Raw genomic sequence first — 24,557 nt, 5'->3', positions numbered from 1 at the left:
TTGCTGTTCTTGAACAGTGAGAAGTATCAATATGACTTTATACCTGAGTAGTTACTGTAATTCTGTTAATTGTTAAAGTTATTAAATAATACATGATTCTACCTATAACTGTTCTGATATGTCAGAACAGTTGATTTAAAAGCTATTCCTACCTTCGCCCCGCGTTTTGAAAATTCAAGGCGATAATCAAATAATTAGATACGTTATGACAAACGATTTTAGAATGTCTTATTTCATGCCTCCCATTGCGCCCATTAAAGACGAACACGGACAATTAGTTACTCCTCCTACGCTTATTCCCTGCTGCGAAGTCTCCGTAGAGCAAGTCTTTCAAATGATTACCTGCAACGAGAATCTCAAAGTTCTGACCGAACAAGTACGCAACTCCGAAGATATACGGACGGCAAAAGCATCACTATTACCATACGTGACTCCCTGTGGTACATTCTCGCGTCGCAGCAGCAAATGCCTCATAGATCCTTCCCTCCTAACAGTAGTAGATATAGACTATCTCACCTCCTATCAGGAAGCAGTGGAGATGCGTAAGACGTTGTTCAATGATCCTCTTCTCCACCCTGTGCTCACGTTTATCAGTCCTAGCGGACGGGGCGTAAAAGCCTTCATACCCTATAATCATTTACCCATGGCCGATGACGCAAACTGTATTACGGAAAAAATGAAGTTAGCAATGTTATACACTGTGATGATCTATGGTACAGGAACACCTCCTCCTTTCGGAGAAAAGAAAAAAGGCGTGGACTTTTCCGGTAAAGACATTGTGAGATCCTGCTTCCTTTGCCATGACCCGGGAGCATTATTTAGAGCCACCAACGAATAACCATAAATCATAAATTATAAATCATAAATCAAAATAATGACTGATATTGAATCTTTACGCCGCCTCACTGAAGCGGTTGAAACTGCAGGAGCGGATATTGCTCCTACCTATGCTGAATATGTACAACTGGCGTTTGCCATCGCAACGGATTGCGGAGAAGCGGGACGCGAGTTTTTCCACCGTTTGTGCCGGACGTCCGCCAAGTACCAACGTGAACATGCCGAACGGATATTCTCCAATGCTCTCACTACCCGGCATGGGGAAGTGCACCTGGGTACGGCTTTCCATCTTGCCGAGATGGCCAATGTGAAACTCTGTAATACGGAAGTTATGAACAACCGTAGAAATACGGAAAATACACCATCCAAAGTTCTCACACACGCACACGTATATAATAAGGTGGAGAATGACGAACCGGACGAATCCGAAGAGCTGCTGAACGGTAGTGACCCGAACCAGCCATTGCCCACTTTCCCCGAAGCGGACTGGCCGAAAATCCTCTTGCTCATCATGAGCTATGCCACCAGCCCTACGCAGCGTGACGTCATGCTGCTCGGAGCATTGACTGCCATAGGTGCCAGCATGGAACGATATGTGAGATGTCCATACGCCGGCAAACTCCAGTCTCCTTGTCTGCAAAGTTTTATCGTGGCTCCTTCTGCCTCGGGTAAGGGAATTCTTTCGCTTATCCGTCTGCTCGTCGAACCTATCCATGACGAGATCCGCCAGCAAGTAGCGGCAGAGGTCAAGGCTTACAAAAAAGAGAAAGCCGCCTACGACGTCATGGGAAAAGAGCGTAGCAAAGTGGAAGCTCCCCAAATGCCCAAAAACAGAATGTTTCTCATCTCGGGCAATAACACCGGAACAGGTATTCTGCAAAATATCATGGATGCCAACGGCACGGGACTTATCTGCGAAACGGAAGCAGATACTATTTCTGCTGCCATCGGCTCGGAATACGGACACTGGAGCGACACGCTCCGCAAAGCGTTCGACCATGACCGTTTGTCGTACAACCGGCGTACCGACCAGGAATACCGGGAAGTAAAGAAAAGCTATCTGTCCGTCCTGCTTTCCGGTACGCCCGCACAAGTGAAACCACTTATTCCCTCGACAGAGAACGGTTTGTTCTCGCGCCAACTGTTTTATTACATGCATGGTATATGGGCATGGATCAATCAGTTTGAAAGTGGTGAAGCCGATCTGGAAGCTATCTTCACAGACATAGGCCTGGAATGGAAAAAGCAACTCGACCTGATGAAAACACATGGAGTCCATACGCTCCGGCTCACCGACGAGCAAAAGCAAGAGTTCAACACTCTCTTTTCCGATTTGTTCTTCCGTTCGGGACTTGCCAACGACAACGAAATGAGCAGTTCCATCGCCCGACTGGCTGTCAACACGTGCCGTATCATGGCAGAAGTAGCTATGATACGTGCATTGGAATGTGATCAACCTTACCAATTCAAAAATTCTTCTATCCATCTGCTTACTCCTGATAAGGAGATTGCCACTGATAATATCAAAGACGGCATTATCACCCGTTGGGATGTAACGATCACCGCTGAAGATTTTAAAGCGGTCCTGGAGCTCGTAACTCCGCTTTATCGTCATGCCACGCATATCTTGTCTTTTCTTCCCTCCACAGAAGTCAAGCATAGAGCCAATGCCGACCGGGATGCACTTTTCGAAGCAATGGGCAACCAATTCACGCGTGCACAGTTGTTGGAGCAGGCTACAATCATGAAAATCAAACCTAATACCGCTTTCGGCTGGCTAAATCGTCTGATTAAAAAAGGATTGTTTACCAACGCAGACGATAAAGGCATCTATACGCGCACGCACGTGTGCGTGTGTTAGGGAGAGGGGGGTAAAAGTGTATTTCTTGTATTTTAATAAAGCATCGCTTTAGCGTTCGTAAAGCATAGGTTTAGCAACCATAAAGCGCCGCTTTATCCCACACAAACCGCCTCTATTCCTCTCTCCATCTCCCACTTTCATTTTTCAACTCTCAACTCTCAATTCTCAACTTCTTCAAGGTTCTCCCAAAGCGTCCACAATCACTCTCACCTCCAACGGTGTGAATGAGCGACGCTTTGATTCGTACCCCAAGTCGTACAGACGTTGCAGAAGTCCGGGACATAAAGAGATCCATTTCTTCATTTTTCGATAAGCAGCAATGTCGGTAAGTGTCGGAGAATAAAGTTGCGCCAGTTCCATGCGCCCATAGGCACGTATTTTGAATTCGGTCATAATGGATAAAATTTTGATTTACAGTTACAAAAATAACAAAATAGTACCACATAACCAACGCTTTTCCATTGAATAAACGACCATTACGACATATAATTGACAACAATCGTGTGCAATCGCAAACAATTGATTTATCGATGTTTCAGGGTAGTATCTTTGTATTGTCAGAAGGGAAAAGAATCCCCGGACAATATGTTTAACCCTTTAATTTATTGTTTTATGATTCGTTACAAAATTTATCAAAACCAACAGCAGAAAGGCCTGAATGCAGGCAAGTGGTTCGCCCGTGCGGTAAGCGACGAGACGTTTGATTTGGCCAAGCTTGCCGAACACATGTCGAAACACAATTCACCGTATTCCGGTGGTGTCATCAAAGGTGTACTTTCTGACATGGTAGACTGCATCAAAGAATTGCTGCTCGACGGCAAATGCGTGAAAATCGACGACCTTGCCATCTTTGGGGTAGGCATCCGAAGTAAGGCGGCTGAAACACTGGAAGATTTTTCGTTAGAGAAAAACATCACTGGTATGCGCCTGAAAGCTCGTGCCACCGGTAATTTGTCGACTACCAACCTGAAACTCGACAGTCAACTGAAGCAGCAAGCGGAGTATCAGAAACCAACTACCCCTGGTGGAGATTCCGATTCAGGCAATACGCCGAATCCAAATCCGGGCGGAAGCGGTGAAGCGCCTGACCCGGCTGCCTAAGGGAATATTATTAATTTATTTAAAACCTCTTATTTATGAGTAATTCATCTTCTCCCCGCTCCGTATGGAGCTTCATTATCAAAGTGATTATCACCGTTGCCACCGCTATCGGAGGCTTGATCGGAGTACAAAGTTGTATGTAGCCCATGCGCACCATCACGCTGATTATCATTCATTGCAGTGCCACGCCGGAAGGAAAATCCCTTTCGGCGGAGGCTTGCCGACAAGATCATATCCAACACCGCGGGTTCCGTGACATTGGTTACCATTTCTACATCACCCGCGATGGAGAAATTTGCCAGGGCCGTCCTCTGGAAAAGGTCGGGGCACACTGCCGTGACCATAACACCCATTCGATAGGTATTTGTTACGAAGGAGGGCTGGATATTGCCGGACGTCCCCAAGACACACGTACATTGGCGCAACGAGGTTCCTTGCTCGCTTTGCTCCGCGAATTGAGGAAAAGATTCCCCAAAGCATTGATTGTAGGCCATCATGATTTAAATCCGATGAAGGAATGTCCGTGTTTTAACTGTATCAAAGAATATGGAGAGTTGTAAGGATCATCTAAGTATATTGACCAGCAGACTGGCAATAGACACTAAGATGGAAAATCCCGAAATCCACATCGTGGTACTTGTTCCGATGTCCGCGCTCTGTGCTTTGGTTTTATTGGGAGTGACATATAGGATGTCATTCTGTTGCAACTGATAGTAAGGAGATAATAACAAATCCGCGTCGTTCAGATTGAGTGTAACAAACTGTTTATGCCCGTTCTTGTCTTCGCGGATTAGTTTCACATTATCACGAACACCATAAATGGTCAAATCTCCTGCCATAGCAAGGGCTTCGAGTACATTGATCTGCTCATTCACCACCGGATAAACACCCGGAGACGCCACTTCTCCCAAAACCGAAACTTTAAAACCGGACATGCGGACTACTACCGTAGGTCTTTCTTTCACGTAAGATTTCAGTCGCTCCGTTATCAGGTTTTCAGCTTCTCGGCTCGTTAATCCGTTTAAAGGGAGTTTACCTAAAACCGGATAATTGATATTTCCCTGGTCATCCAACAAAAAGGTACTGCCTTGTGCATTGAATGGCTGCGAAACAACCGGATCGGAAGTAGAAACAAGAATGGAAACCTCATCTCCCGGTATCAACCTGGCGTCCTGAACAGGGGAAACTTGCGTATTCACCTGTTTCAAAACCTCCGCATCCTGCAAATAAGGTACTTTTTTATAGGATTGACAAGCTGAAAAGAAGAAGAAAGAGAATATCAGTGCAAAAGCACAAGAAAACTTCATATTCATGTAATTTGTGGATAAATGATGACGAGTACTAGTTTTTCTCGCAGATAGCTTCGACATAACCAATAGGCATATTCACGCAAGCGCATCCCAGCATATTCAGCCGGACGGCAATCTTGCTTTTGCCATCTACATTAACCAGTTCACCAACCAGCCCGGTTAGAGGTCCTTTCACAACACGAACCTTCTCACCACGTGCCAAAGGAGAGCTGTTCATACAAATAGCTTCCTCTGAATAGTCGAGCATGAAACGAAAACGAGCCATCTGCTCATCTGGAATCACCGCTGGAGAGCTCTCACCACGCATCACCATATAACGGCTCACTGTAGAAAAACTTAGAACTTCTTTGCGTTCTTTCGGATTAACGTGTACAAACACCATCATTGGAAGAAGGACAGACTCAACCATCTTGCGTCGGTCACTCCACTGATGAATTTCCTGCTGAACAGGAACAAAATTCTCAATCCCTATTTTATCTAAACGTTCGGCTACTTTCTTCTCGTGATGCATACGAACCAGAGCAACATACCAGCGTTTAGAGTGTGCTACGCCTTCCCCTGTCCCATCGCTAGGCCCAGCACTAATTGATTTCGGCTTTGTTAAAATCATGTTTTTTTACCTCATGTTCTTCCGTTACTTCTTAGGTAACGGACAATACATACACAAGGCACACATCTCAACAAAAAATGGAAATCACATATAGAAATAGGGCATAAGAAGGAAACAGCCTAATACTCAACGGGAAGAATCCAGAGATTAGGCAATAAAAAGTATAGGGCATGAAAATAATCTTATTTCATGTTCGGATAGTTTTTTTCCTATATTTTAGATAAAACGAAAAAAAATGGAAGAATATTTGCTTACTATTTATGTTTTTGTCTATCTTTGCGTCAAATTTAAGTTCCGTTACCTAAGAAGTAACACACATATATCAGTTCTGATTATTAAAACTTTACGCTTTTATTTCTGCCTACACAGCAGTTTCTTACGTAAGATAAATTCCCTTTATTTACCTCCGTACGTTCTTTAAGCTCAAAGCCTTTCAAATAGATTTGTGTGGTTTTTATAGATTTATGGCCCAATGATTCACTAATCATTTCAATGGAGACTCCCCGATACTTCGCAGTCGTTGCCCAGGAATGACGAAGCGTATAGGAAGTGACAGGAGATTGCAAATGTAAGGTTCTTGCCAAGTCCTTCAGATTATTATTAAATCGACGAAGAGCGGACTGATATTCCCGATAACCTCTTTCATCTTTCCGTTTCTTATCCCCACGAAGAATATCAAACAGATAATCCGGACAATCGGGGTGAGAACTTTCCTTACTACGGAGCTGGTTAATCATTTCCTTTGCAGTATTCAGCACTTCCACGCTCATCGGAGTTTTGGTTTTGATACGATTGTATCGCAACACATTCTGATTCAAAGCCGACTTCTCCAAATGGGCTAAATCGGCAAATGACATTCCACAAAACTGAAACATCAGAGCAGCGATAGCTTGCGTACGGCGTAAACGCTCCGTTTTGGGATCTTCATACAGAAGCTTATGCAATTCCGTAGCAGGCAGAGCCTTTTTCTGGCGGACATCCACACCTGTATAGACATCATGAAACAGTCGCGGCACGTATGGCGCACTGCCCGCTTCCACTCCACGGTTATAGATACTACGAAGCATACGCATATACGTAGAAATCGTATTGGGCTTCAAGCCACACTCATAAAGATACTGACCGTAACGCCGTAAACGCTCACGGGTGATCTGTCTGAACGACACGTTAGACGTGCCGCAAAATTTGCTGAAAGAGAAGAGGGCATTCTTGTAGACATGCGCCGTAGAATGCCGTCCCTCCTTTCGCAAACGACCGATGTAGAATTCCGCACACCGGCTAAATCCATTTTTGTTCATCATTTGCATCACTAGTTATTTTATATATTATGCCACTTGGCAAGTGGCAAAAGAACGAATCTTTTTGTGTGTTCAACGCAAAGTTTTTGATAAATATAGTTAAAGACTTTCCTGCCGTTTTTACTCTATTGGTAATAAAAAAAGTCATCCGGCTTTGTCCATCACTAGAATGGAGCAAAGTCGGATGACTTTAATTCTGTATAATAATCTCTTATACGTATGTTTCCAACAATTTCACATTTCCTCCTTCAGGAGTGATTGTGATGTCTTGTGTAGTTGCAGGCAACAAAATAGATTCTCCGGCACTAACAGTCAGCTCATTGCCTTCATTGTCTCTCATCTTGCAGGATCCTTCCATACAGATAAAGATCACGAATGAATCGAGTTCGGAATAGTCGCAACTGATTTCTTCAGTCATGTCATACAGAGAAGTCGTGAAGTAGGTGCAGGCAACCAGTTCTACCGGTTCGTCCTTCAACGGTTCGTATTTAGTGCGATAGTCATCCAACACTTCGTAGTTGATGGCTTCACGGGCTAAGTCGGTGTGAAGTTCGCGGGTTTTGCCATTCGCATCTTTACGGTTGAAGTCGTAAATACGATAAGTAATATCAGAGGTTTGCTGAATCTCGGCGATGAAAGAACCTGCCCCGATGCTGTGTACGCGTCCGGCAGGAAGGAAAAACACATCACCCGGATGGATCTCATATTCCTGCAATACGTCGGTAATCGTATTGTTCAACACGCGTTCTTTATATTCTTTCGGGGTAATCTGTTCAGAGAATCCTGAACGCAATTTAGCTCCTTTGTCGGCATCTACCACATACCACATCTCGGTTTTTCCCATCGAATTATGGCGTTTCTTCGCCAACTCATCTGTTGGGTGTACCTGGATTGACAAATCCTGTTTAGCGTCGATGAACTTAATGAGCAACGGAAATTTGTTGCCGAAACGGGCATAATTCGCTTCACCAACCAGTTCCTCACGATACTTTCTTACCATATCGGCTAAGGTTAAACCTTTATCCGGGCCATTAGCCACTACGGATTCATTGTCCTCAACACCGGAAATCTCCCAGCTTTCTCCTACTCCTTTCAAGTCAGAGTTCAAATGCTTGAACGGAATAATTTTGTCGCCCCCCCAAAGCGTCTGCTTCAGAATAGGTTCGAATTTTAATGGATACATTTTAGTTTTTCTTGTTATAAACTTAGATTAAATTCGCTCGGATTGTTACAATCCGGGAACAAACATACAAAAAATTGTTCAGTTTTTAAGAAAAGAAGGATGAAAATTCATTTAAGAAATAATCTTTTGCTTTTATATCCGAAGAAGATGAAGTAATAAAGCTAAACTTTCCTAAAGCATCTACTATATTTAGTCGGAATAATTTGTGAGAAAGAAAGAATTTCCCTTTATTTGCAGGAAATTTTAATAATACCAGACATGAATAACACATTCCCAACAGAAGGGAATCTATCAGGGCTCAGCCGGAAAGATTTCCAAAAGGATATAAATGATAAGAAAACTGATTTATTTATCCTCAAAAACACAAAGGGAATGGAAGTAGCTGTAACAAATTACGGATGCGCCATTCTTTCTATCATGGTACCGGACAAAAACGGTAAGTATGCCAATGTAATCCTCGGACACGACAGCATCGACCACGTCATCAACAGCCCGGAACCTTTCCTAAGCACTACTATCGGACGCTACGGCAACCGCATCGCCAAAGGGAAATTCACTCTGTTCGGCGAAGAACATGAACTCACAATCAACAACGGACCTAACTCCCTGCACGGAGGACCTACCGGTTTCCACGCTCGTGTATGGGACGCTATACAACTTGACGAGAGCACAGTGCAATTCAACTATGTTTCTGCCGATGGCGAAGAAGGATTCCCTGGCAACCTGGAAGTAGAAATGACCTACCGCCTGGAAAACGAAGTAAACGCACTGACTATCGAATACCGCGCAACAACCGACAAAGCCACAGTCGTAAATCTGACTAACCACGGTTTCTTCAACCTCGCCGGTATCTCCACTCCTACTCCTACCGTCAACGACCACATCGTTACTATCAACGCTGATTTCTATACGCCTATCGACGAAGTTTCTATCCCAACAGGCGAAATTGCCAAAGTAGAGGGTACTCCGATGGATTTCCGCACTCCGCATACCGTAGGCGAACGTATCAATGACAAATTCCAGCAACTGATTTTCGGTGCCGGTTACGACCACTGCTATGTACTGAACAAGATAGAGAGCGGCTCACTAGACCTGGCTGCTACTTGCAAAGACCCAAAAAGCGGCCGTATCATGGAAGTGTATACCACCGAAGCCGGCGTGCAACTCTATACAGGCAACTGGCTGAATGGATTTGAAGGCGCACACGGAGCTACATTCCCTGCAAGAAGCGCTATCTGCTTTGAAGCACAGTGTTTCCCGGATACCCCGAACAAACCGCATTTCCCATCGGCTACTTTGCTGCCGGGTGATGAATACCAACAGATCACTGTCTACAAGTTTGCAGTAGAAGAATAAGATTTGAAAAAACAACTAACCTAATTTTATAAACTAACATTTTTTTTGAACCATGACACAAGAAAAAAAGAACGGTAAAATCATTGCAATCATTACGATGATTTTCCTTTTTGGTATGATTTCATTTGTTACCAACCTCGCTGCTCCTATGGGTATCGTGTTGAAAAACCAGTTTGACGTATCAAACGCATTAGGTATGCTGGGAAACTTCGGAAACTTTATTGCATACGCAGTAATGGGTATTCCGAGCGGTATCCTGTTGCAACGCGTGGGTTATAAGAAAACAGCACTGATCGCAGTAGCTATCGGTTTCATTGGCGTAGGTATCCAATTCTTATCCGGTCATTCAAGCCCGGAAATGGCATTTGCCGTTTATTTGATTGGTGCATTCGTAGCAGGTTTCTCTATGTGTTTGCTTAACACTGTTGTAAACCCGATGTTGAACAAACTGGGTGGTGAAGGTAACAAAGGTAACCAGCTTATCCAGGTAGGTGGATCTTTCAACTCTGTAATGGCTACCATTACTCCGATGTTTGTAGGTATCCTGATCGCCGGATCTATCGAAAAAGCTACTATTTCTCAAATATTCCCTGTGATGTACACTGCTATGGCTGTGTTCGCTTTCGCATTCTTCGTACTTCTGTTTGTACAAATCCCCGAACCTAATGCCAATGCTGCAACAGAACCTATCGGCAAATTGATGAAGGGTGCTTTAAAGTTCCGTCATTTCATCTTGGGAGCTATTGCAATCTTTGTATATGTAGGTATTGAAGTTGGTGTACCGGGTACTTTGAATCTATTCCTGACAGACCCTGTAGAAAAAGGCGGAGCAGGTATCGCTTCTACTATTTCAGGTTTCGTGGTAGGAACTTATTGGTTCTTAATGTTGATCGGCCGTCTGGCAGGCGCATCACTCGGTGCTAAGATTTCCAGTAAAGCGATGCTTACGTTTACATCTGCACTGGGTTTGATTTTAGTATTCCTTGCTATCTTCTCTTCTACCGGAACATTGGTTAACCTGCCTGTACTTCAACAGAGTGCTACCGGCGGTTTGTCATTCGGTTTTGCTGAAGTACCTATCAACGCTATGTATTTGGTATTAGTAGGTCTTTGTACTTCTATCATGTGGGGTGGTATTTTCAACCTTGCAGTAGAAGGATTAGGAAAATATCTGGCTGCTGCTTCCGGTCTGTTTATGGTACTGGTTTGTGGTGGAGGTATCCTGCCTGTTATCCAAGGTTGGGTGGCTGACATCGCCGGTTTCATGCCTAGTTACTGGGTTATCATCGCCGCACTTGCTTACCTGCTGTTCTACGGCCTGGTAGGTTGCAAAAATGTAAACAAGGATATTCCTGTGGAATAAATTTCGATTTCTGATTTCTGAATTCTGAATTATGAGCTATGAGCAATTCATAATTCAGAAATCAGAAATCATAATTCTCTATATTATTATTATTCACCTTTAAAATATAAATATCATGGATACAGAATACGTAAGAAGTCGCTTCATTAAACACTTTGACGGAACTACTGGATTTTTATATGCTTCTCCGGGCCGTATCAACCTGATCGGTGAACACACTGACTACAACGGTGGATTCGTATTTCCGGGAGCCGTAGACAAAGGCATGATTGCTGAAATCAAACCAAACGGTACTGATAAGGTTAAAGCTTACTCTATCGACTTGAAAGACTATGTAGAATTTGGTCTGAACGAAGAGGATGCTCCACGTGCCAGCTGGGCAAGATATATTTTCGGTGTATGCCGTGAAATGATTAAACGTGGCGTTGACGTGAAGGGATTTAATACTGCTTTTGCAGGTGATGTGCCTCTGGGTGCAGGTATGTCTTCTTCTGCTGCTTTGGAAAGTACGTATGCTTTCGCATTGAACGAACTGTTCGGTGAAAACAAAATAGATAAATTTGAATTGGCTAAAGTGGGCCAGGCAACAGAACATAACTACTGCGGTGTGAACTGCGGTATCATGGACCAGTTTGCTTCTGTGTTCGGTAAAGCAGGCAGCTTGATCCGTCTGGATTGCCGTTCACTGGAATATCAGTATTTCCCATTCCATCCGGAAGGCTATCGTCTGGTTCTGATGGATTCAGTGGTTAAACACGAATTGGCTTCTTCTGCTTACAACAAGCGTCGCCAAAGCTGTGAAGCTGCTGTTGCCGCTATCCAGAAAAAACATCCGCACGTAGAATTCCTGCGCGACTGTACGATGGCTATGCTGGAAGAAGCGAAAGCTGATATCAGCGCTGAAGACTATATGCGTGCAGAATATGTAATTGAAGAAATCCAACGTGTACTCGATGTTTGCGAGGCATTGGAGAAGGATGATTACGAAACTGTTGGCCAGAAGATGTACGAAACTCATCACGGCATGAGCAAGCTGTACGAAGTAAGCTGCGAAGAACTCGACTTCCTGAATGACTGCGCTAAAGAATACGGTGTAACCGGTTCACGCGTAATGGGTGGTGGCTTCGGTGGTTGTACGATCAACCTTGTTAAGGATGAGTTGTATGACAACTTCGTTGAAAAAACAAAAGCTGCTTTCAAAGCTAAATTCGGCAGAAGCCCGAAAGTGTATGACGTAGTAATCGGTGACGGTTCTCGTAGACTGGAATAAGAATTTATTCGTTATTAAATAAGTAAGAAGGGCGGCTTCCGTGATAGGAGCCGCCCTTATTTTTTACACGGCATAATAACACACAATCTCAACTCTATTCTCTTAAAATGAGAATTTTTCTCATTTTAAGAGAATTATCTAAAACTATTCGTATCTTTGCCATGTTCTATAGAATAGACAACTTAATATAAAAACAATATGATAATCAATTTTACAGTAGGCAACTATCGTTCGTTCAAAGACAAAAAGGTTTTGAGCATGGAAGCTACCGCTATTAAAGAATTGAATGAATCTGTTATAGAAAAAGAAGGATATAGACTACTTCCATCAGCTGTTATTTATGGAGCTAACTCAAGTGGAAAAAGTAACTTTTTAAAAGCGATTGGCAAATTTGGAGAGATAGTCAACTATTCTTCTAAAATGAGTTCTACAGATAAATTAAATATTACTCCTTTCTTATTAAACCAAAAATCAACTCAAGAACCATCATTTTTTGAAATAGAAATACTGATAGATAACCAAACATATACGTATGGCTTTACCGCAGACAATCTGAAGGTTTATGAAGAGTGGTTATATATAAAAGAGGGAAAAGCAAAAAAGGAAAAATGCTTATTTGTTCGTACAGAAGAAGGAATCGGAATAGCTGACGAGTATAATGAAGGCAAAGGTTTGGAAGAAAAGGTACGTGACAATGGACTATTTTTATCTACAATTGATTCTTTTAACGGTGAAATTGCCAAAAAAATTATTCATAAAATTGACTGTATCTGGGTAATATCAGGTATCGACCATGAATCTTGGTCTGTATTTACAAATGATATGTGTAATAATAAAAATCCAGAACTTAGCTTTCAACAAGAGATTCAAGATTTCTTGAAATCTATGAATGTAGGGTTTAACAGATTTGAACTTCCCGAAGATGAAAAGTTGGCAAAAGAAGTAAAAGCATACACCATACATAATTTGTATAATGAACAGGAAGAAGTCATTGGAGAAACCCGCTTTTCCATGAAAGAGCATGAGTCATCGGGTACTAACAAACTATTCGATTTGGCCGCCTTAGTTATTGGTCAATTGGCGTTGGGAGGTCTACTAGTTATAGACGAACTCGATTCCAAGCTCCATCCATTACTGACTCAACATATTATTAAACTTTTCAACAATCCAAAAACAAATCCCAAGGGAGCTCAACTAATATTTGCTACCCACGACACCAATTTACTGAATGTAAAAACATTCCGTAGGGATCAGATTTGGTTTACGGAAAAAGATCATTCGGAAGCTACCGACCTCTATTCATTAGCAGAATTCAGAGAACCGGAAGGAAACAAGATTCGGAAAGACCGTAGTTTTGAAAAAGATTATATCAACGGACGTTACGGCGCAATTCCATATATTAAAGATTAATACACAATGAGTAGACTGCTGCCGAAACATCGGTTTGAGGAAATAAAAAGAGAACAAAGACAGGCAAAACTGGATAAAAGAAGAAAAGTAGCAGTACGCAATGTATCTGTTAGTTTCCTTATCGTATGTGAAGGTGAAAGAACTGAACCTAACTATTTCAAGGCTTTAATAAAAGACCGTTATTCGGATATCCGTGAGGTTACAATTGAAGGTAAGGGACAAGGTACAGTCAGTCTTATCAAAGAAACCATAGCTATTCGTGATAAATCAAATAAAGAGTTTGACAGGGTATGGGCTGTTTTTGATAAGGATGACTTTAATGATTTCAATGACGCCATACAGCTTGCAAAAAAGAATCATATTCTTTGCGCATGGTCTAATGAGTCATTCGAACTTTGGTATTATCTACATTTTCAATATTTGGATACCGGCATATCCCGTTCTCAATACATTGAGAAAATAGAAAGGGAAATACAAAATAGAACAAATGATTCAAACTACCGATATAAAAAGAAATCACCGGAAACTTTCGACATATTACAACGTATAGGAGATGAATCATTAGCTATCAAACACGCTCAACGCTTAAGAGAATCATTTTCGGGAACAGATTATGCGGCTCACAAGCCTTGTACTACTGTATATGAGCTAGTAGAAGAACTAACTCATCCTGAAAAGTTATTATGATCATAACATAACTATACATCAAGAAGGGCGGCTTCCGTGATGGGAGCCGCCCTTACTTTTTACAATTAACAAAAATCTAGAACCTATTGGTCTAATAACATCTAATTAGTTCTACTTATTTCTTCGTGAACTTATATACCGCGAACGTAGTGGGTTCCAGTTCGGTAGTAAACACGTTGCCTTCAATAGATACCGGAGTTTCCTGCGGAACGATGGCAAAAGGTTGCTCAAGTGTATTATCCTTATCCAAATCAATCGAACGAAGTTTGATACAACGGCCATCAGACAGTACATCTTGTTTTTTCAATCCTTCAAAATTCAAGGAAATTGGCTGTATTGTGGCGGAAGTATTGGCAACCTTTACAATCAGTTCATTCTTATCCTTATCGTAAACAGCACTGGCAAAGAGTCCGTTCTGTCCTTCGGCTCCCGTTACATTTTTCTTGTTCATGGTAAGGGGAAGAACATTTGTTCCTTTGTTTTGTGCATACAGTTGTTGTACATAATAGCTAGTGGTACGCACAGAGTTCAGGTTATCGAACCAAATCATATCAGGACGCCATTGCCATCCTTCCACATGAGCGAAAAGCGGAGCATAGGTGGCCATGTGAACGATGTCAGCATTACGTTCCAATCCGGTCATGAAAGCAGCTTCGAGCAAAGCAGCATGATAATGGTTCCATTTCTTTCCTTTTCCATGGCAGGCATATTCGCCGGCAAAGACTTTCGGACCTTTACGATCGTAGTTGTCATAGCGGGCACCTTGTGCCAGGAACCAACTTTCGGGACGATAGAAATGTTCATCCACCAAATCGGCTTTCAGACGTTTCATTTCAGGCCACAAGTAATCAAATTCTTTTCCTTCGGAATTCGGACCGGAGCTACCTACTATTTTAATTTCCGGGTGAGCTTTACGAATGGCTTTGATAAACGGTTCGAGACGTTCGGGATATTCTTTTCCCCATTGTTCGTTACCGATACCGACAAACTTCAGGTTAAACGGTGCAGGATGTCCCATATCGGCACGTACCTTTCCCCATTTGGTATTCACGTCTCCATTAGCAAACTCAATCAGATCGAGTGCATCCTGAATATAGTTATCCAAATCACAAACGGCTACGTGAGCTTTCGGATCATTATTCTGATATTGGCAGGAAAGTCCGCAATTCAGAATCGGCAGAGGTGCCGCACCCATTTCTTCAGACAGCAGGAAATATTCGTAGAATCCCAATCCATAGCTTTGATAATAATCAGGGAAGAATCGGTGAGTAAAAGTATACTGCCAACGATTTTCATTTAAGGGACGGTTCTCTACCGGGCCAACTGATTTTTTCCAGTCGTAACGAGTCTCCAGGTCGGTACCTTCTACAATGCAACCACCGGGAAAGCGAAAGACTCCGGGATGAATATCCGCCAATGCTTGTGCCAAATCTTTACGAAGACCATTTTCGTGTCCCTTCCAAGTATCAACCGGGAAAAGAGAGACGTGCTCCAAATCTACTGTTCCTTTGGAAGTAAGGAAAATACGAAGTACGGATTTCGGATGAGTACTGCCGGGCTTCAAGATTATCTGGTATTTTTTCCAGTCCTTAGAATCAATCGTAAGATTCCCTGCGACAAGCGCCTGACGTTCGCCCATTGATTGGGTATCTACAAGTTCGATTCTCAATGTTTCTTTCGTACTTCCTTGCGGCAAACGCGCCCAAACGGAGAAGCGATACTCCTCCCCCTTCTTGACACCGATACCAAAGAAACCTTCGTTATCCAATCCGGTATGTTTATGTGCATGTCCGGGGTTAGAAAGGCGCACGTAATGCGGATTGCGTTCAAAAGGGCCATCATTCATTAAGGATACTTTTCCATACGTTTTCCATCCCATCAGGTGTTGTGGAAATTCAAAGGAACGATTCTTCACCAGTTCGGCATAAAGTCCGCCGTCGGCAGCATAGTTGATGTCCTCAAAAAAGAGTCCGTACATAGTAGGTTGGATTTCTGCACCCAGCTTCTTCGTCTGTATCACCAACTCATTAGTTTGCGCATGAAGCGCAAGGTTAGTAGACAAGGCTAATACTGCCAATAAATTTGCGTATCTTCTCATGGTTCTCAATAAAAAATTATATATAGTTAAAATGCAAAGATAATCAGATTCTCTATTTTCCCCGTACCCGATTTTATCATTAACAGGTGTATATCGGTCAAAAAGGATCAAATTCCATTCATTTGCACAATTTTCCATCCGTATCTGATATTTATAATACGAAACCAGATCAAAAAATACCTATTAACCCGCTCTATTATATGAAAAATAAACGGATGGAAAGCGTACATTTATATATATAATAAGGTGTATGGGAAATCATAAAATATACCGTTTATGCTGCATAACATACAAGAGTGTATTTGATACACCAAACAAAAGTGTTACTTTTACACCCAAAATAAGATAAATATCTCATTTACATTAAAAATAAAGCCATGAAAAAACATTTTCTACTTGCAGGATTTGCCGCGCTGATGCTGGTTGCGTGCAATAACAAGCCGGCTTCCGAGCTGACCTTGTCCGGTCTTGACCCGGTAAAATTTCAAACAGAAGTGAACAATGCCAAAACAGCTCTTTACACCTTAAAGAACAAGGCAGGCATGGAAGTATGCATCACTAACTTCGGAGGACGTATCGTGTCTGTCATGGTACCCGACAAGAACGGTAAAATGCAAGATGTAGTTTTAGGTTTTGACAGCATTGCTGACTATATTAATGTACCCAGCGACTTCGGTGCTTCTATCGGACGCTATGCAAACCGTATCAACCAAGGACGTTTCGCATTGGACGGCGACACGATCCAACTGCCGCAAAACAATTTCGGCCACTGCCTGCACGGAGGCCCGAAAGGTTGGCAATACAAAGTTTATGAAGCTAATCTGATTGATCCGACAACGCTGGAACTGACACTTGTCTCACCGGACGGAGACGAAAACTTCCCGGGTAATGTGACAGCTAAAGTGACTTACAAACTGACTGAAGACAACGCTATCGACATCAAATATAGCGCAACTACCGATAAAAAGACGATCATCAATATGACCAACCACTCTTACTTCAACCTGGCTGGTGATCCGTCAAAAGCTTCAACCGACAATATATTGTATGTGAACGCAGACTACTATACTCCGGTAGACAGTACCTTTATGACTACAGGCGAAATCGCTCCTGTGAAAGACACTCCGATGGACTTCACCACTCCGAAAGCTATAGGCAAAGAGATCGACAACTACGATTTCGTTCAACTGAAGAACGGAAAAGGATATGACCACAACTGGGTACTCAACACAAAGGGAGATCTTTCGCAAGTTGCTGCAAAACTCACCTCACCTGAAAGCGGTATTACTCTGGAAGTATATACCAACGAACCGGGTGTACAGGTTTACACAGGAAACTTCCTCGACGGAACCGTAACCGGAAAGAAAGGCATCGTTTACAACCAACGTGCTTCTGTGTGTCTGGAGACACAACATTATCCTGACAGCCCTAACAAGGCAGACTGGCCTTCTGTTGTACTGGAACCGGGACAAACTTATAATAGTGAATGTATTTTCAAATTCTCTGTAGAGAAATAATATTAACTCATAAATCATATTTATTGTGGAAGCATTAGATTGGCTAGTAATCGGAGTCTTTTTTCTGGCTCTGATCGGTATTATTGTTTGGGTAGTCAGACAAAAACAAAATGACTCGGCAGATTATTTCTTGGGCGGACGCGACGCAACATGGCTTGCGATCGGTGCCTCTATTTTCGCATCCAACATCGGTTCGGAACACTTGATCGGACTGGCAGGAGCCGGTGCATCCAGTGGTATGGCTATGGCACACTGGGAAATTCAGGGATGGATGATCTTGATTCTGGGATGGGTGTTTGTACCCTTCTACACACGAAGCATGGTATATACAATGCCGGAATTTCTGGAACGCCGCTATAATCCTCAATCACGTACCATCCTGTCGGTCATCTCTTTGGTAAGTTATGTGTTAACCAAAGTAGCTGTGACTGTATATGCCGGTGGTCTTGTATTCCAACAAGTATTCGGTATCAAAGAGCTTTGGGGAATTGATTTCTTCTGGATTGCAGCTATCGGTCTGGTAGTGTTAACTGCACTTTATACGATCTTCGGTGGTATGAAATCAGTTCTTTACACTTCTGTTCTTCAAACCCCTATCCTACTGCTAGGATCATTAATAATTCTGGTACTCGGCTTCAAAGAATTAGGTGGATGGGACGAAATGATGAGAGTCTGTGGGGCTGTTACCGTAAATGATTACGGTGATACAATGACTAACCTGATCCGTAGCAATGATGATGCAAACTTCCCTTGGTTGGGCGCTTTGATCGGTTCGGCTATTATCGGTTTCTGGTACTGGTGTACCGACCAGTTCATCGTTCAACGTGTACTTTCAGGTAAAAATGAAATGGAAGCTCGTCGTGGTACTATTTTCGGTGCTTATCTGAAATTGTTGCCTGTATTCCTTTTCTTGATTCCTGGTATGATCGCATTTGCATTACATCAAAAATATATCGGTGCCGGTGGCGAAGGTTTCTTGCCGATGCTGGCCAACGGAACAGCAAATGCTGATGCCGCTTTCCCGACATTAGTAGCCAAATTACTTCCTGCCGGTGTGAAAGGTTTGGTAGTATGTGGTATTCTTGCCGCCTTGATGAGTTCTCTTGCATCTCTGTTTAACTCGTCAGCCATGCTGTTTACTATCGACTTCTACAAACGTTTCAGACCGGAAACTCCGGAGAAGAAACTGGTAGGTATCGGTCAGGTTGCAACGGTTGTAATCGTTATTTTAGGTATTCTCTGGATTCCTATCATGCGTAGTGTAGGCGATGTACTTTATACTTATTTGCAGGACGTTCAATCCGTACTGGCACCAGGTATCGCTGCGGCTTTCTTACTGGGTATCTGTTGGAAACGTACTTCCGCCCAGGGTGGTATGTGGGGATTGATTGCTGGTATGGTAATCGGTTTAACTCGCCTCGGTGCAAAAGTATATTATAGCAATGCAGGTGAAGTAGCAGATTCTACATTCAAATATTTGTTCTATGATATGAATTGGTTATTCTTCTGTGGATGGATGTTCTTGTTCTGCATTATTGTAGTAATCGTAGTCAGCCTGGCAACCAAAGCTCCGACTGCAGAAAAGATTCAGGGACTGGTATTCGGTACGGCTACCAAAGAACAAAAAGCTGCTACACGTGCTAGCTGGAATCACTGGGATATTATTCATACTGTAATTATCCTGGCTATTACAGGTGCTTTCTACTGGTATTTCTGGTAAAAAATAAGCCCTTCCTTCAATCTTCTCTTTGGGAAAGGTTGAAGGAAGCTAAAAATAGTCTTGCCAACGGAAAGACTGGTTTATTATAACTAAAATCACAATCTAAATGGATAAAGATAATTCACAAGAGTCAATGATAAGCTCAAACTCCCTCTCTTTTGGAAAGAACCGGGGGGAGGCTTATTATAGCTCGAATCCCACCTTTTATGTCGGCATCGACTGTATCATCTTTGGTTTCAACGAAGGGGAAATCAGCTTGCTATTGTTGAAGAGAAACTTCGAGCCGGCAATGGGTGAATGGTCACTGATGGGAGGATTTGTGCAAAACAATGAAAGTGTGGATGATGCCGCCAAACGTGTATTGCATGAGCTTACCGGACTGGAAAACGTTTACATGGAACAGGTAGGAACTTTCGGAGCAATCGACCGCGATCCGGGTGAACGGGTTATCTCCGTGGCTTACTATGCATTGATTAACATCAATGAGTATGACCGAAAACTGGTTCAGAAGCACAATGCTTACTGGGTGAATATGAACGAACTTCCCCCGCTTATCTTCGACCATCCTGAAATGGTAGAAAAAGCACGGGAACTGATGAAACAGAAAGCATCCGTAGAACCTATCGGATTCAATCTGCTTCCGAAACTCTTTACATTATCCCAATTACAAAGTTTATATGAGGCCATTTACGGTGAAACAATGGATAAACGGAACTTCCGTAAAAGAGTGGCTGAAATGGATTATATAGAAAAGACTGATAAAATTGATAAACTGGGTTCCAAACGGGGCGCTGCCTTGTATAAGTTCAACGGCAAGGCTTACCGCAAAGACCCGAAATTTAAAATATAATCATTATGCTGGAAGAACTAAAAGAAAAAGTATTTCATGCCAATCTTGAATTGGTAAAGCATGGATTAGTCATCTTTACCTGGGGCAATGTCTCTGCTATCGACCGTGAAAGCGGATTGGTAGTAATCAAACCCAGTGGTGTAAGTTATGATGATATGAAAGCCGAAGATATGGTAGTAGTGGATTTGGATGGCAAGGTCGTTGAAGGACGACTGAAGCCATCCTCGGATACTCCTACTCACGTAGTACTTTACAAAGCATTTCCGGAGATTGGCGGAGTGGTACACACCCACTCTACTTATGCGACTGCCTGGGCACAGGCGGGATGCGACATTCCGAACATCGGAACGACTCACGCGGATTATTTCCATGACGCCATTCCCTGCACGGCAGATATGACGGAAGCGGAAGTGAAAGGCGCTTACGAACTGGAAACCGGTAATGTGATAGTGAAACGTTTTGAAGGATTGAATCCTGTACATACACCGGGAGTATTGGTGAAGAATCACGGTCCTTTCTCTTGGGGAAAAGATGCGCACGATGCTGTACACAACGCCGTGGTAATGGAACAGGTAGCCAAAATGGCAAGTATCGCTTATGCGGTAAACCCGAATTTAACAATGAACCCATTGCTGGTAGAAAAACATTTCAGCCGCAAGCATGGTCCGAATGCTTATTATGGACAGTAACAATTAAAAAAACAAATATTAAAAATTAAAGCAATAACATTATGAATAACGTATTTGATCAATATGAAGTATGGTTCGTAACAGGAGCACAGCTTCTGTACGGAGGTGACGCAGTAATCGCAGTAGACGCACATTCTAATGAAATGGTAAACGGACTGAATGAATCCGGTAAACTCCCTGTCAAGGTGGTATACAAAGGTACTGCCAACTCTTCTAAAGAAGTGGAAACTGTATTCAAAGCAGCCAATAACGATGAAAAATGTATCGGTGTAATCACTTGGATGCATACTTTCTCTCCTGCTAAGATGTGGATTCATGGTCTGCAACAGTTGAAGAAACCATTGTTACACCTGCACACACAGTTCAACAAGGAAATTCCTTGGGATACAATGGACATGGACTTCATGAACCTGAACCAGTCTGCTCACGGTGACCGCGAATTCGGACATATCTGTACCCGTATGCGCATCCGTCGTAAAGTAGTGGTAGGTTACTGGAAAGAGGAAGACACTTTGCACAAGATCGCTGTCTGGATGCGTGTTTGTGCCGGTTGGGCAGACTCACAAGATATGCTGATTATCCGTTTCGGCGACCAGATGAACAATGTAGCTGTAACCGACGGTGATAAAGTGGAAGCTGAACAACGTATGGGTTACCATGTAGATTATTGCCCGGTAAGCGAATTGATGGAATACCACAAAGAAATCAAGAATGAAGATGTAGATACGTTGGTAGCTACCTACTTCAAAGAATACGACCACGATGCTTCTTTGGAAGACAAATCGACTGAAGCTTATCAAAAAGTATGGAATGCCGCTAAAGCAGAACTTGCCATGCGTGCTATCCTGAAAGCTAAAGGTGCTAAAGGATTTACGACCAACTTCGACGATTTGGGCGACATCGAATACAATGGTTTCGATCAGATCCCGGGGCTTGCTTCACAACGTCTGATGGCGGAAGGTTACGGATTCGGCGCTGAAGGAGACTGGAAATCGGCTGCTCTTTACCGTACGGTATGGGTAATGAATCAGGGACTTCCCAAAGGTTGTTCATTCTTGGAAGACTATACACTGAACTTCGACGGTGCCAACAGCTCTATCCTGCAGTCACACATGTTGGAAATCTGCCCGCTTATCGCAGCCAACAAACCTCGCCTGGAAGTACACTTCCTCGGTATAGGTATCCGCAAAAGCCAGACAGCAAGATTGGTATTTACTTCAAAGACAGGCGCAGGATGCACTGCTACAGTAGTAGATATGGGTAACCGCTTCCGTCTGATTGTGAACGATGTGGAATGTATCGAACCGAAACCGCTGCCTAAGTTGCCGGTTGCTTCTGCTCTCTGGATTCCGATGCCTAACCTCGAAGTAGGTGCAGGTGCATGGATCCTGGCTGGTGGAACTCACCACTCTTGCTTCTCTTACGACCTGACAGCAGAATATTGGGAAGATTATGCTGAAATCGCAGGTATCGAAATGGTACATATCAACAAGGATACTACGATCAGCTGCTTCAAGAAAGAACTGCGCATGAACGAAGTGTATTACATGTTGAATAAAGCGCTTTGCTAAAAAGCCGATCTCTCAAGTTTCGCAAGAGCTTAATCCAATTATTAAGTACCTGCGAAACTTGATTTTTTCTATCATTATCGTTATACCTTAAAATATTGATTTCAACATGAAATTAGATGCAAAATCAACCATCGAAGCAGGCAAAGCCATTCTTGGTATAGAACTGGGGTCAACACGAATTAAAGCAGTTTTGATTGACCAAGAAAACAAGCCTATTGCTCAAGGTAGCCACACTTGGGAAAACCAGTTAGTTGACGGACTTTGGACTTATAATATTGAAGCTATCTGGTCGGGACTGCAAGATTGCTATGCTGACCTTCGCGCTAACGTAAAGAACTTATATGGCATAGAGATTGAGACGCTGGCTGCTATCGGTGTCAGCGCCATGATGCATGGTTATATGACGTTCAATAAAAAAGAAGAAATCCTCGTGCCTTTCCGCACTTGGAGAAATACGAATACAGGTCGGGCAGCAGCAGCCTTATCAGAACTGTTTGTCTACAACATTCCGCTGCGATGGAGCATTTCTCATTTGTACCAGGCTATCCTGGACAATGAAGCACATGTGAATGACATTGATTTCCTGACTACTCTGGCAGGTTATGTGCATTGGCAGATAACTGGCGAAAAGGTATTGGGTATCGGTGACGCATCGGGTATGCTCCCTATCGATCCGACAACCCACAACTATTCGGCTGAAATGGTGGCTAAGTTCGATAAATTGATTGCTCCGAAAGAATATAGCTGGAAACTGGAAGATATTCTGCCTAAAGTATTGTCGGCAGGTGAAAATGCTGGTGTCCTTACTCCGGAAGGAAGTAAAAAGCTCGATGTATCGGGTCATTTGAAGGCAGGAATACCGGTTTGTCCGCCGGAAGGAGACGCAGGTACCGGAATGGTGGCAACCAATGCAGTCAAACAACGCACCGGAAATGTATCGGCAGGTACTTCTTCATTCTCTATGATCGTATTGGAGAAAGATTTGTCGAAGCCATACGAAATGATTGACATGGTGACCACTCCTGACGGAAGTCTGGTAGCCATGGTGCATTGCAACAACTGTACTTCTGATCTCAACGCATGGGTCAACCTGTTCAAGGAATATCAGGAGCTTCTGGGCATACCTGTAAATATGGATGAAATCTATAGCAAACTTTACAATATTGCGCTCACCGGTGATACCGATTGCGGAGGTTTGCTTTCATACAATTATATTTCAGGCGAACCTGTAACTGGATTTGCTGACGGAAGACCGTTGTTTGTACGTTCGGCAAATGACAAATTCAACCTGGCAAACTTTATGCGGACTCACCTGTATGCTTCAGTAGGAGTACTCAAGATTGGCAACGATATCCTGTTCAACGAAGAAAAAATCAAAGTGGACAGAATTACTGGTCACGGAGGATTATTCAGAACCAAAGGAGTAGGTCAAAGAATACTTGCTGCAGCTATCAACTCGCCTATTTCTGTGATGGAAACAGCCGGCGAAGGTGGTGCCTGGGGTATTGCCCTGTTAGGTTCTTACCTCGTGAACAATGAAAAGAAACAATCTCTTGCCGATTTTCTGGATGAAAGTGTATTTGTCGGTGACGCGGGTATCGAGGTATCACCTACGCCCGAAGATGTAGCCGGCTTCAATACATACATCGAAAACTATAAGGCAGGATTGCCTATCGAAGAGGCAGCAGTCAAATTTAAATAATTGACAGTCGGCAATCCATTGTTGTTCATCAAAGATTGTCGATAAATCGCTGTTTATCAAGAGTCAATTCTAACTAAGTACAAACATTAATTATCTCCACCCCTCTCCTCTTTTGGAGAGGGAG

At 43.0% G+C, this 24,557-nt stretch carries 22 protein-coding genes; 16 read left to right on the top strand and 6 right to left on the bottom strand.

Going from position 1 to position 24,557, the window contains the following annotated elements:
* Window positions 1-205 precede the first annotated feature (205 nt).
* Together KTR06_RS14025 and KTR06_RS14020 are read left to right on the top strand one after the other, a co-directional pair.
* Window positions 206-838 (top strand): BT4734/BF3469 family protein, encoded by a 633-nt coding sequence (locus KTR06_RS14025; protein WP_061448687.1) that lies wholly within the window; start codon window positions 206-208, stop codon window positions 836-838.
* 36 nt (window positions 839-874) lie between these two features.
* Window positions 875-2,698 carry a DUF3987 domain-containing protein gene (locus tag KTR06_RS14020; RefSeq protein WP_217290439.1) on the top strand — a complete coding sequence of 608 codons (1,824 nt, stop codon included), beginning with the start codon at window positions 875-877 and terminating at the stop codon, window positions 2,696-2,698.
* A gap of 174 nt (window positions 2,699-2,872) precedes the next feature.
* Here KTR06_RS14020 and KTR06_RS14015 read toward each other — a convergent pair whose 3' ends face one another.
* Window positions 2,873-3,091, bottom strand: coding sequence for a DUF4248 domain-containing protein (locus tag KTR06_RS14015; RefSeq protein WP_004313208.1), 219 nt, complete (start codon window positions 3,089-3,091; stop codon window positions 2,873-2,875).
* Between the two features lie 219 nt (window positions 3,092-3,310).
* Here KTR06_RS14015 and KTR06_RS14010 point away from each other — a divergent pair, with 219 nt between their 5' ends.
* Genes KTR06_RS14010 through KTR06_RS14000 form a run of 3 tightly spaced genes read left to right on the top strand, consistent with a single transcriptional unit; the run spans window position 3,311 to window position 4,359 of the window.
* Window positions 3,311-3,799: a DNA-binding protein gene (locus KTR06_RS14010; RefSeq protein WP_008770913.1), complete on the top strand. Its 489-nt coding sequence runs from the start codon at window positions 3,311-3,313 to the stop codon at window positions 3,797-3,799.
* A 35-nt stretch (window positions 3,800-3,834) separates the two neighbouring features.
* Window positions 3,835-3,942, top strand: a complete 108-nt coding sequence (locus tag KTR06_RS14005) for a smalltalk protein (protein ID WP_004297473.1) — start codon at window positions 3,835-3,837, stop codon at window positions 3,940-3,942.
* A gap of 3 nt (window positions 3,943-3,945) precedes the next feature.
* On the top strand, window positions 3,946-4,359 hold the full coding sequence (locus tag KTR06_RS14000) for an N-acetylmuramoyl-L-alanine amidase (RefSeq protein WP_008021925.1): 414 nt from the start codon (window positions 3,946-3,948) through the stop codon (window positions 4,357-4,359).
* A 3-nt stretch (window positions 4,360-4,362) separates the two neighbouring features.
* Here the strand turns inward: KTR06_RS14000 and KTR06_RS13995 are convergent, their stop codons facing one another.
* From KTR06_RS13995 to KTR06_RS13980, 4 genes are all read right to left on the bottom strand, one after another.
* Window positions 4,363-5,112: a polysaccharide biosynthesis/export family protein gene (locus KTR06_RS13995; protein ID WP_015531610.1), complete on the bottom strand. Its 750-nt coding sequence runs from the start codon at window positions 5,110-5,112 to the stop codon at window positions 4,363-4,365.
* A 28-nt stretch (window positions 5,113-5,140) separates the two neighbouring features.
* Window positions 5,141-5,719, bottom strand: a complete 579-nt coding sequence (locus KTR06_RS13990) for a UpxY family transcription antiterminator (RefSeq protein WP_008018120.1) — start codon at window positions 5,717-5,719, stop codon at window positions 5,141-5,143.
* 335 nt (window positions 5,720-6,054) lie between these two features.
* Complete coding sequence (locus KTR06_RS13985) at window positions 6,055-7,020, bottom strand: tyrosine-type DNA invertase cluster 3b (RefSeq protein WP_121960530.1); 966 nt, start codon at window positions 7,018-7,020, stop codon at window positions 6,055-6,057.
* 208 nt (window positions 7,021-7,228) lie between these two features.
* Window positions 7,229-8,200: a type I phosphomannose isomerase catalytic subunit gene (locus tag KTR06_RS13980; protein WP_004313588.1), complete on the bottom strand. Its 972-nt coding sequence runs from the start codon at window positions 8,198-8,200 to the stop codon at window positions 7,229-7,231.
* 258 nt (window positions 8,201-8,458) lie between these two features.
* Here KTR06_RS13980 and KTR06_RS13975 point away from each other — a divergent pair, with 258 nt between their 5' ends.
* The 5 genes from KTR06_RS13975 to KTR06_RS13955 all read left to right on the top strand — a co-directional run bounded on the left by KTR06_RS13975 (window position 8,459) and on the right by KTR06_RS13955 (window position 14,286).
* Window positions 8,459-9,556, top strand: a complete 1,098-nt coding sequence (locus KTR06_RS13975) for an aldose epimerase family protein (RefSeq protein ID WP_008021915.1) — start codon at window positions 8,459-8,461, stop codon at window positions 9,554-9,556.
* A gap of 52 nt (window positions 9,557-9,608) precedes the next feature.
* Window positions 9,609-10,919 carry an MFS transporter gene (locus tag KTR06_RS13970; protein ID WP_004307295.1) on the top strand — a complete coding sequence of 437 codons (1,311 nt, stop codon included), beginning with the start codon at window positions 9,609-9,611 and terminating at the stop codon, window positions 10,917-10,919.
* A gap of 115 nt (window positions 10,920-11,034) precedes the next feature.
* Window positions 11,035-12,189, top strand: coding sequence for a galactokinase (gene galK, locus KTR06_RS13965; protein WP_004314127.1), 1,155 nt, complete (start codon window positions 11,035-11,037; stop codon window positions 12,187-12,189).
* 258 nt (window positions 12,190-12,447) lie between these two features.
* Window positions 12,448-13,599 (top strand): ATP/GTP-binding protein, encoded by a 1,152-nt coding sequence (locus tag KTR06_RS13960; protein ID WP_225449765.1) that lies wholly within the window; start codon window positions 12,448-12,450, stop codon window positions 13,597-13,599.
* A 6-nt stretch (window positions 13,600-13,605) separates the two neighbouring features.
* On the top strand, window positions 13,606-14,286 hold the full coding sequence (locus KTR06_RS13955) for an RloB family protein (protein ID WP_004314125.1): 681 nt from the start codon (window positions 13,606-13,608) through the stop codon (window positions 14,284-14,286).
* 115 nt (window positions 14,287-14,401) lie between these two features.
* On the opposite strand, the gene KTR06_RS13950 is transcribed toward KTR06_RS13955, so the two are convergent.
* The gene (locus tag KTR06_RS13950; protein WP_008018113.1) at window positions 14,402-16,384 is read right to left on the bottom strand and encodes an alpha-L-arabinofuranosidase C-terminal domain-containing protein; all 1,983 of its coding nucleotides are present in this window, start codon (window positions 16,382-16,384) and stop codon (window positions 14,402-14,404) included.
* Window positions 16,385-16,761: 377 nt separating this feature from the next.
* Between KTR06_RS13950 and KTR06_RS13945 the strand changes: the two genes are divergently transcribed.
* From KTR06_RS13945 to KTR06_RS13920, 6 genes are all read left to right on the top strand, one after another.
* Window positions 16,762-17,901 carry an aldose epimerase family protein gene (locus KTR06_RS13945; protein ID WP_008774877.1) on the top strand — a complete coding sequence of 380 codons (1,140 nt, stop codon included), beginning with the start codon at window positions 16,762-16,764 and terminating at the stop codon, window positions 17,899-17,901.
* A gap of 25 nt (window positions 17,902-17,926) precedes the next feature.
* Window positions 17,927-19,621, top strand: a complete 1,695-nt coding sequence (locus tag KTR06_RS13940) for a sodium:solute symporter (RefSeq protein ID WP_004314122.1) — start codon at window positions 17,927-17,929, stop codon at window positions 19,619-19,621.
* Between the two features lie 133 nt (window positions 19,622-19,754).
* Entirely contained in the window at window positions 19,755-20,471 is a 717-nt protein-coding gene (locus KTR06_RS13935) for an NUDIX domain-containing protein (protein WP_008770909.1), read from the top strand.
* Window positions 20,472-20,476: 5 nt separating this feature from the next.
* Window positions 20,477-21,160, top strand: coding sequence for an L-ribulose-5-phosphate 4-epimerase (locus KTR06_RS13930; RefSeq protein WP_004309172.1), 684 nt, complete (start codon window positions 20,477-20,479; stop codon window positions 21,158-21,160).
* A 41-nt stretch (window positions 21,161-21,201) separates the two neighbouring features.
* Window positions 21,202-22,731, top strand: a complete 1,530-nt coding sequence (araA, locus tag KTR06_RS13925) for an L-arabinose isomerase (RefSeq protein WP_120070904.1) — start codon at window positions 21,202-21,204, stop codon at window positions 22,729-22,731.
* A gap of 106 nt (window positions 22,732-22,837) precedes the next feature.
* Window positions 22,838-24,433: a xylulokinase gene (locus KTR06_RS13920; protein ID WP_217290438.1), complete on the top strand. Its 1,596-nt coding sequence runs from the start codon at window positions 22,838-22,840 to the stop codon at window positions 24,431-24,433.
* Window positions 24,434-24,557 lie beyond the last annotated feature (124 nt).

The sequence above is a fragment of the Bacteroides sp. MSK.20.12 genome (assembly GCF_019052435.1).
GTDB classification, from domain to species: Bacteria; Bacteroidota; Bacteroidia; order Bacteroidales; family Bacteroidaceae; genus Bacteroides; species Bacteroides xylanisolvens.
Note: the sequence above shows the minus strand (reverse complement) of the source record. Positions and strands in the feature narration are given on the sequence as shown.

Coding starts and splice junctions, on each gene's coding strand:
- KTR06_RS14025 (WP_061448687.1), top strand. CDS start 206: ATGACAAACGATTTTAGAATGTCTTATTTCATGCCTCCCATTGCGCCC.
- KTR06_RS14020 (WP_217290439.1), top strand. CDS start 875: ATGACTGATATTGAATCTTTACGCCGCCTCACTGAAGCGGTTGAAACT.
- KTR06_RS14015 (WP_004313208.1), bottom strand. CDS start 3,091: ATGACCGAATTCAAAATACGTGCCTATGGGCGCATGGAACTGGCGCAA.
- KTR06_RS14010 (WP_008770913.1), top strand. CDS start 3,311: ATGATTCGTTACAAAATTTATCAAAACCAACAGCAGAAAGGCCTGAAT.
- KTR06_RS14005 (WP_004297473.1), top strand. CDS start 3,835: ATGAGTAATTCATCTTCTCCCCGCTCCGTATGGAGCTTCATTATCAAA.
- KTR06_RS14000 (WP_008021925.1), top strand. CDS start 3,946: ATGCGCACCATCACGCTGATTATCATTCATTGCAGTGCCACGCCGGAA.
- KTR06_RS13995 (WP_015531610.1), bottom strand. CDS start 5,112: ATGAATATGAAGTTTTCTTGTGCTTTTGCACTGATATTCTCTTTCTTC.
- KTR06_RS13990 (WP_008018120.1), bottom strand. CDS start 5,719: ATGATTTTAACAAAGCCGAAATCAATTAGTGCTGGGCCTAGCGATGGG.
- KTR06_RS13985 (WP_121960530.1), bottom strand. CDS start 7,020: ATGATGAACAAAAATGGATTTAGCCGGTGTGCGGAATTCTACATCGGT.
- KTR06_RS13980 (WP_004313588.1), bottom strand. CDS start 8,200: ATGTATCCATTAAAATTCGAACCTATTCTGAAGCAGACGCTTTGGGGG.
- KTR06_RS13975 (WP_008021915.1), top strand. CDS start 8,459: ATGAATAACACATTCCCAACAGAAGGGAATCTATCAGGGCTCAGCCGG.
- KTR06_RS13970 (WP_004307295.1), top strand. CDS start 9,609: ATGACACAAGAAAAAAAGAACGGTAAAATCATTGCAATCATTACGATG.
- galK (WP_004314127.1), top strand. CDS start 11,035: ATGGATACAGAATACGTAAGAAGTCGCTTCATTAAACACTTTGACGGA.
- KTR06_RS13960 (WP_225449765.1), top strand. CDS start 12,448: ATGGAAGCTACCGCTATTAAAGAATTGAATGAATCTGTTATAGAAAAA.
- KTR06_RS13955 (WP_004314125.1), top strand. CDS start 13,606: ATGAGTAGACTGCTGCCGAAACATCGGTTTGAGGAAATAAAAAGAGAA.
- KTR06_RS13950 (WP_008018113.1), bottom strand. CDS start 16,384: ATGAGAAGATACGCAAATTTATTGGCAGTATTAGCCTTGTCTACTAAC.
- KTR06_RS13945 (WP_008774877.1), top strand. CDS start 16,762: ATGAAAAAACATTTTCTACTTGCAGGATTTGCCGCGCTGATGCTGGTT.
- KTR06_RS13935 (WP_008770909.1), top strand. CDS start 19,755: ATGATAAGCTCAAACTCCCTCTCTTTTGGAAAGAACCGGGGGGAGGCT.
- KTR06_RS13930 (WP_004309172.1), top strand. CDS start 20,477: ATGCTGGAAGAACTAAAAGAAAAAGTATTTCATGCCAATCTTGAATTG.
- araA (WP_120070904.1), top strand. CDS start 21,202: ATGAATAACGTATTTGATCAATATGAAGTATGGTTCGTAACAGGAGCA.
- KTR06_RS13920 (WP_217290438.1), top strand. CDS start 22,838: ATGAAATTAGATGCAAAATCAACCATCGAAGCAGGCAAAGCCATTCTT.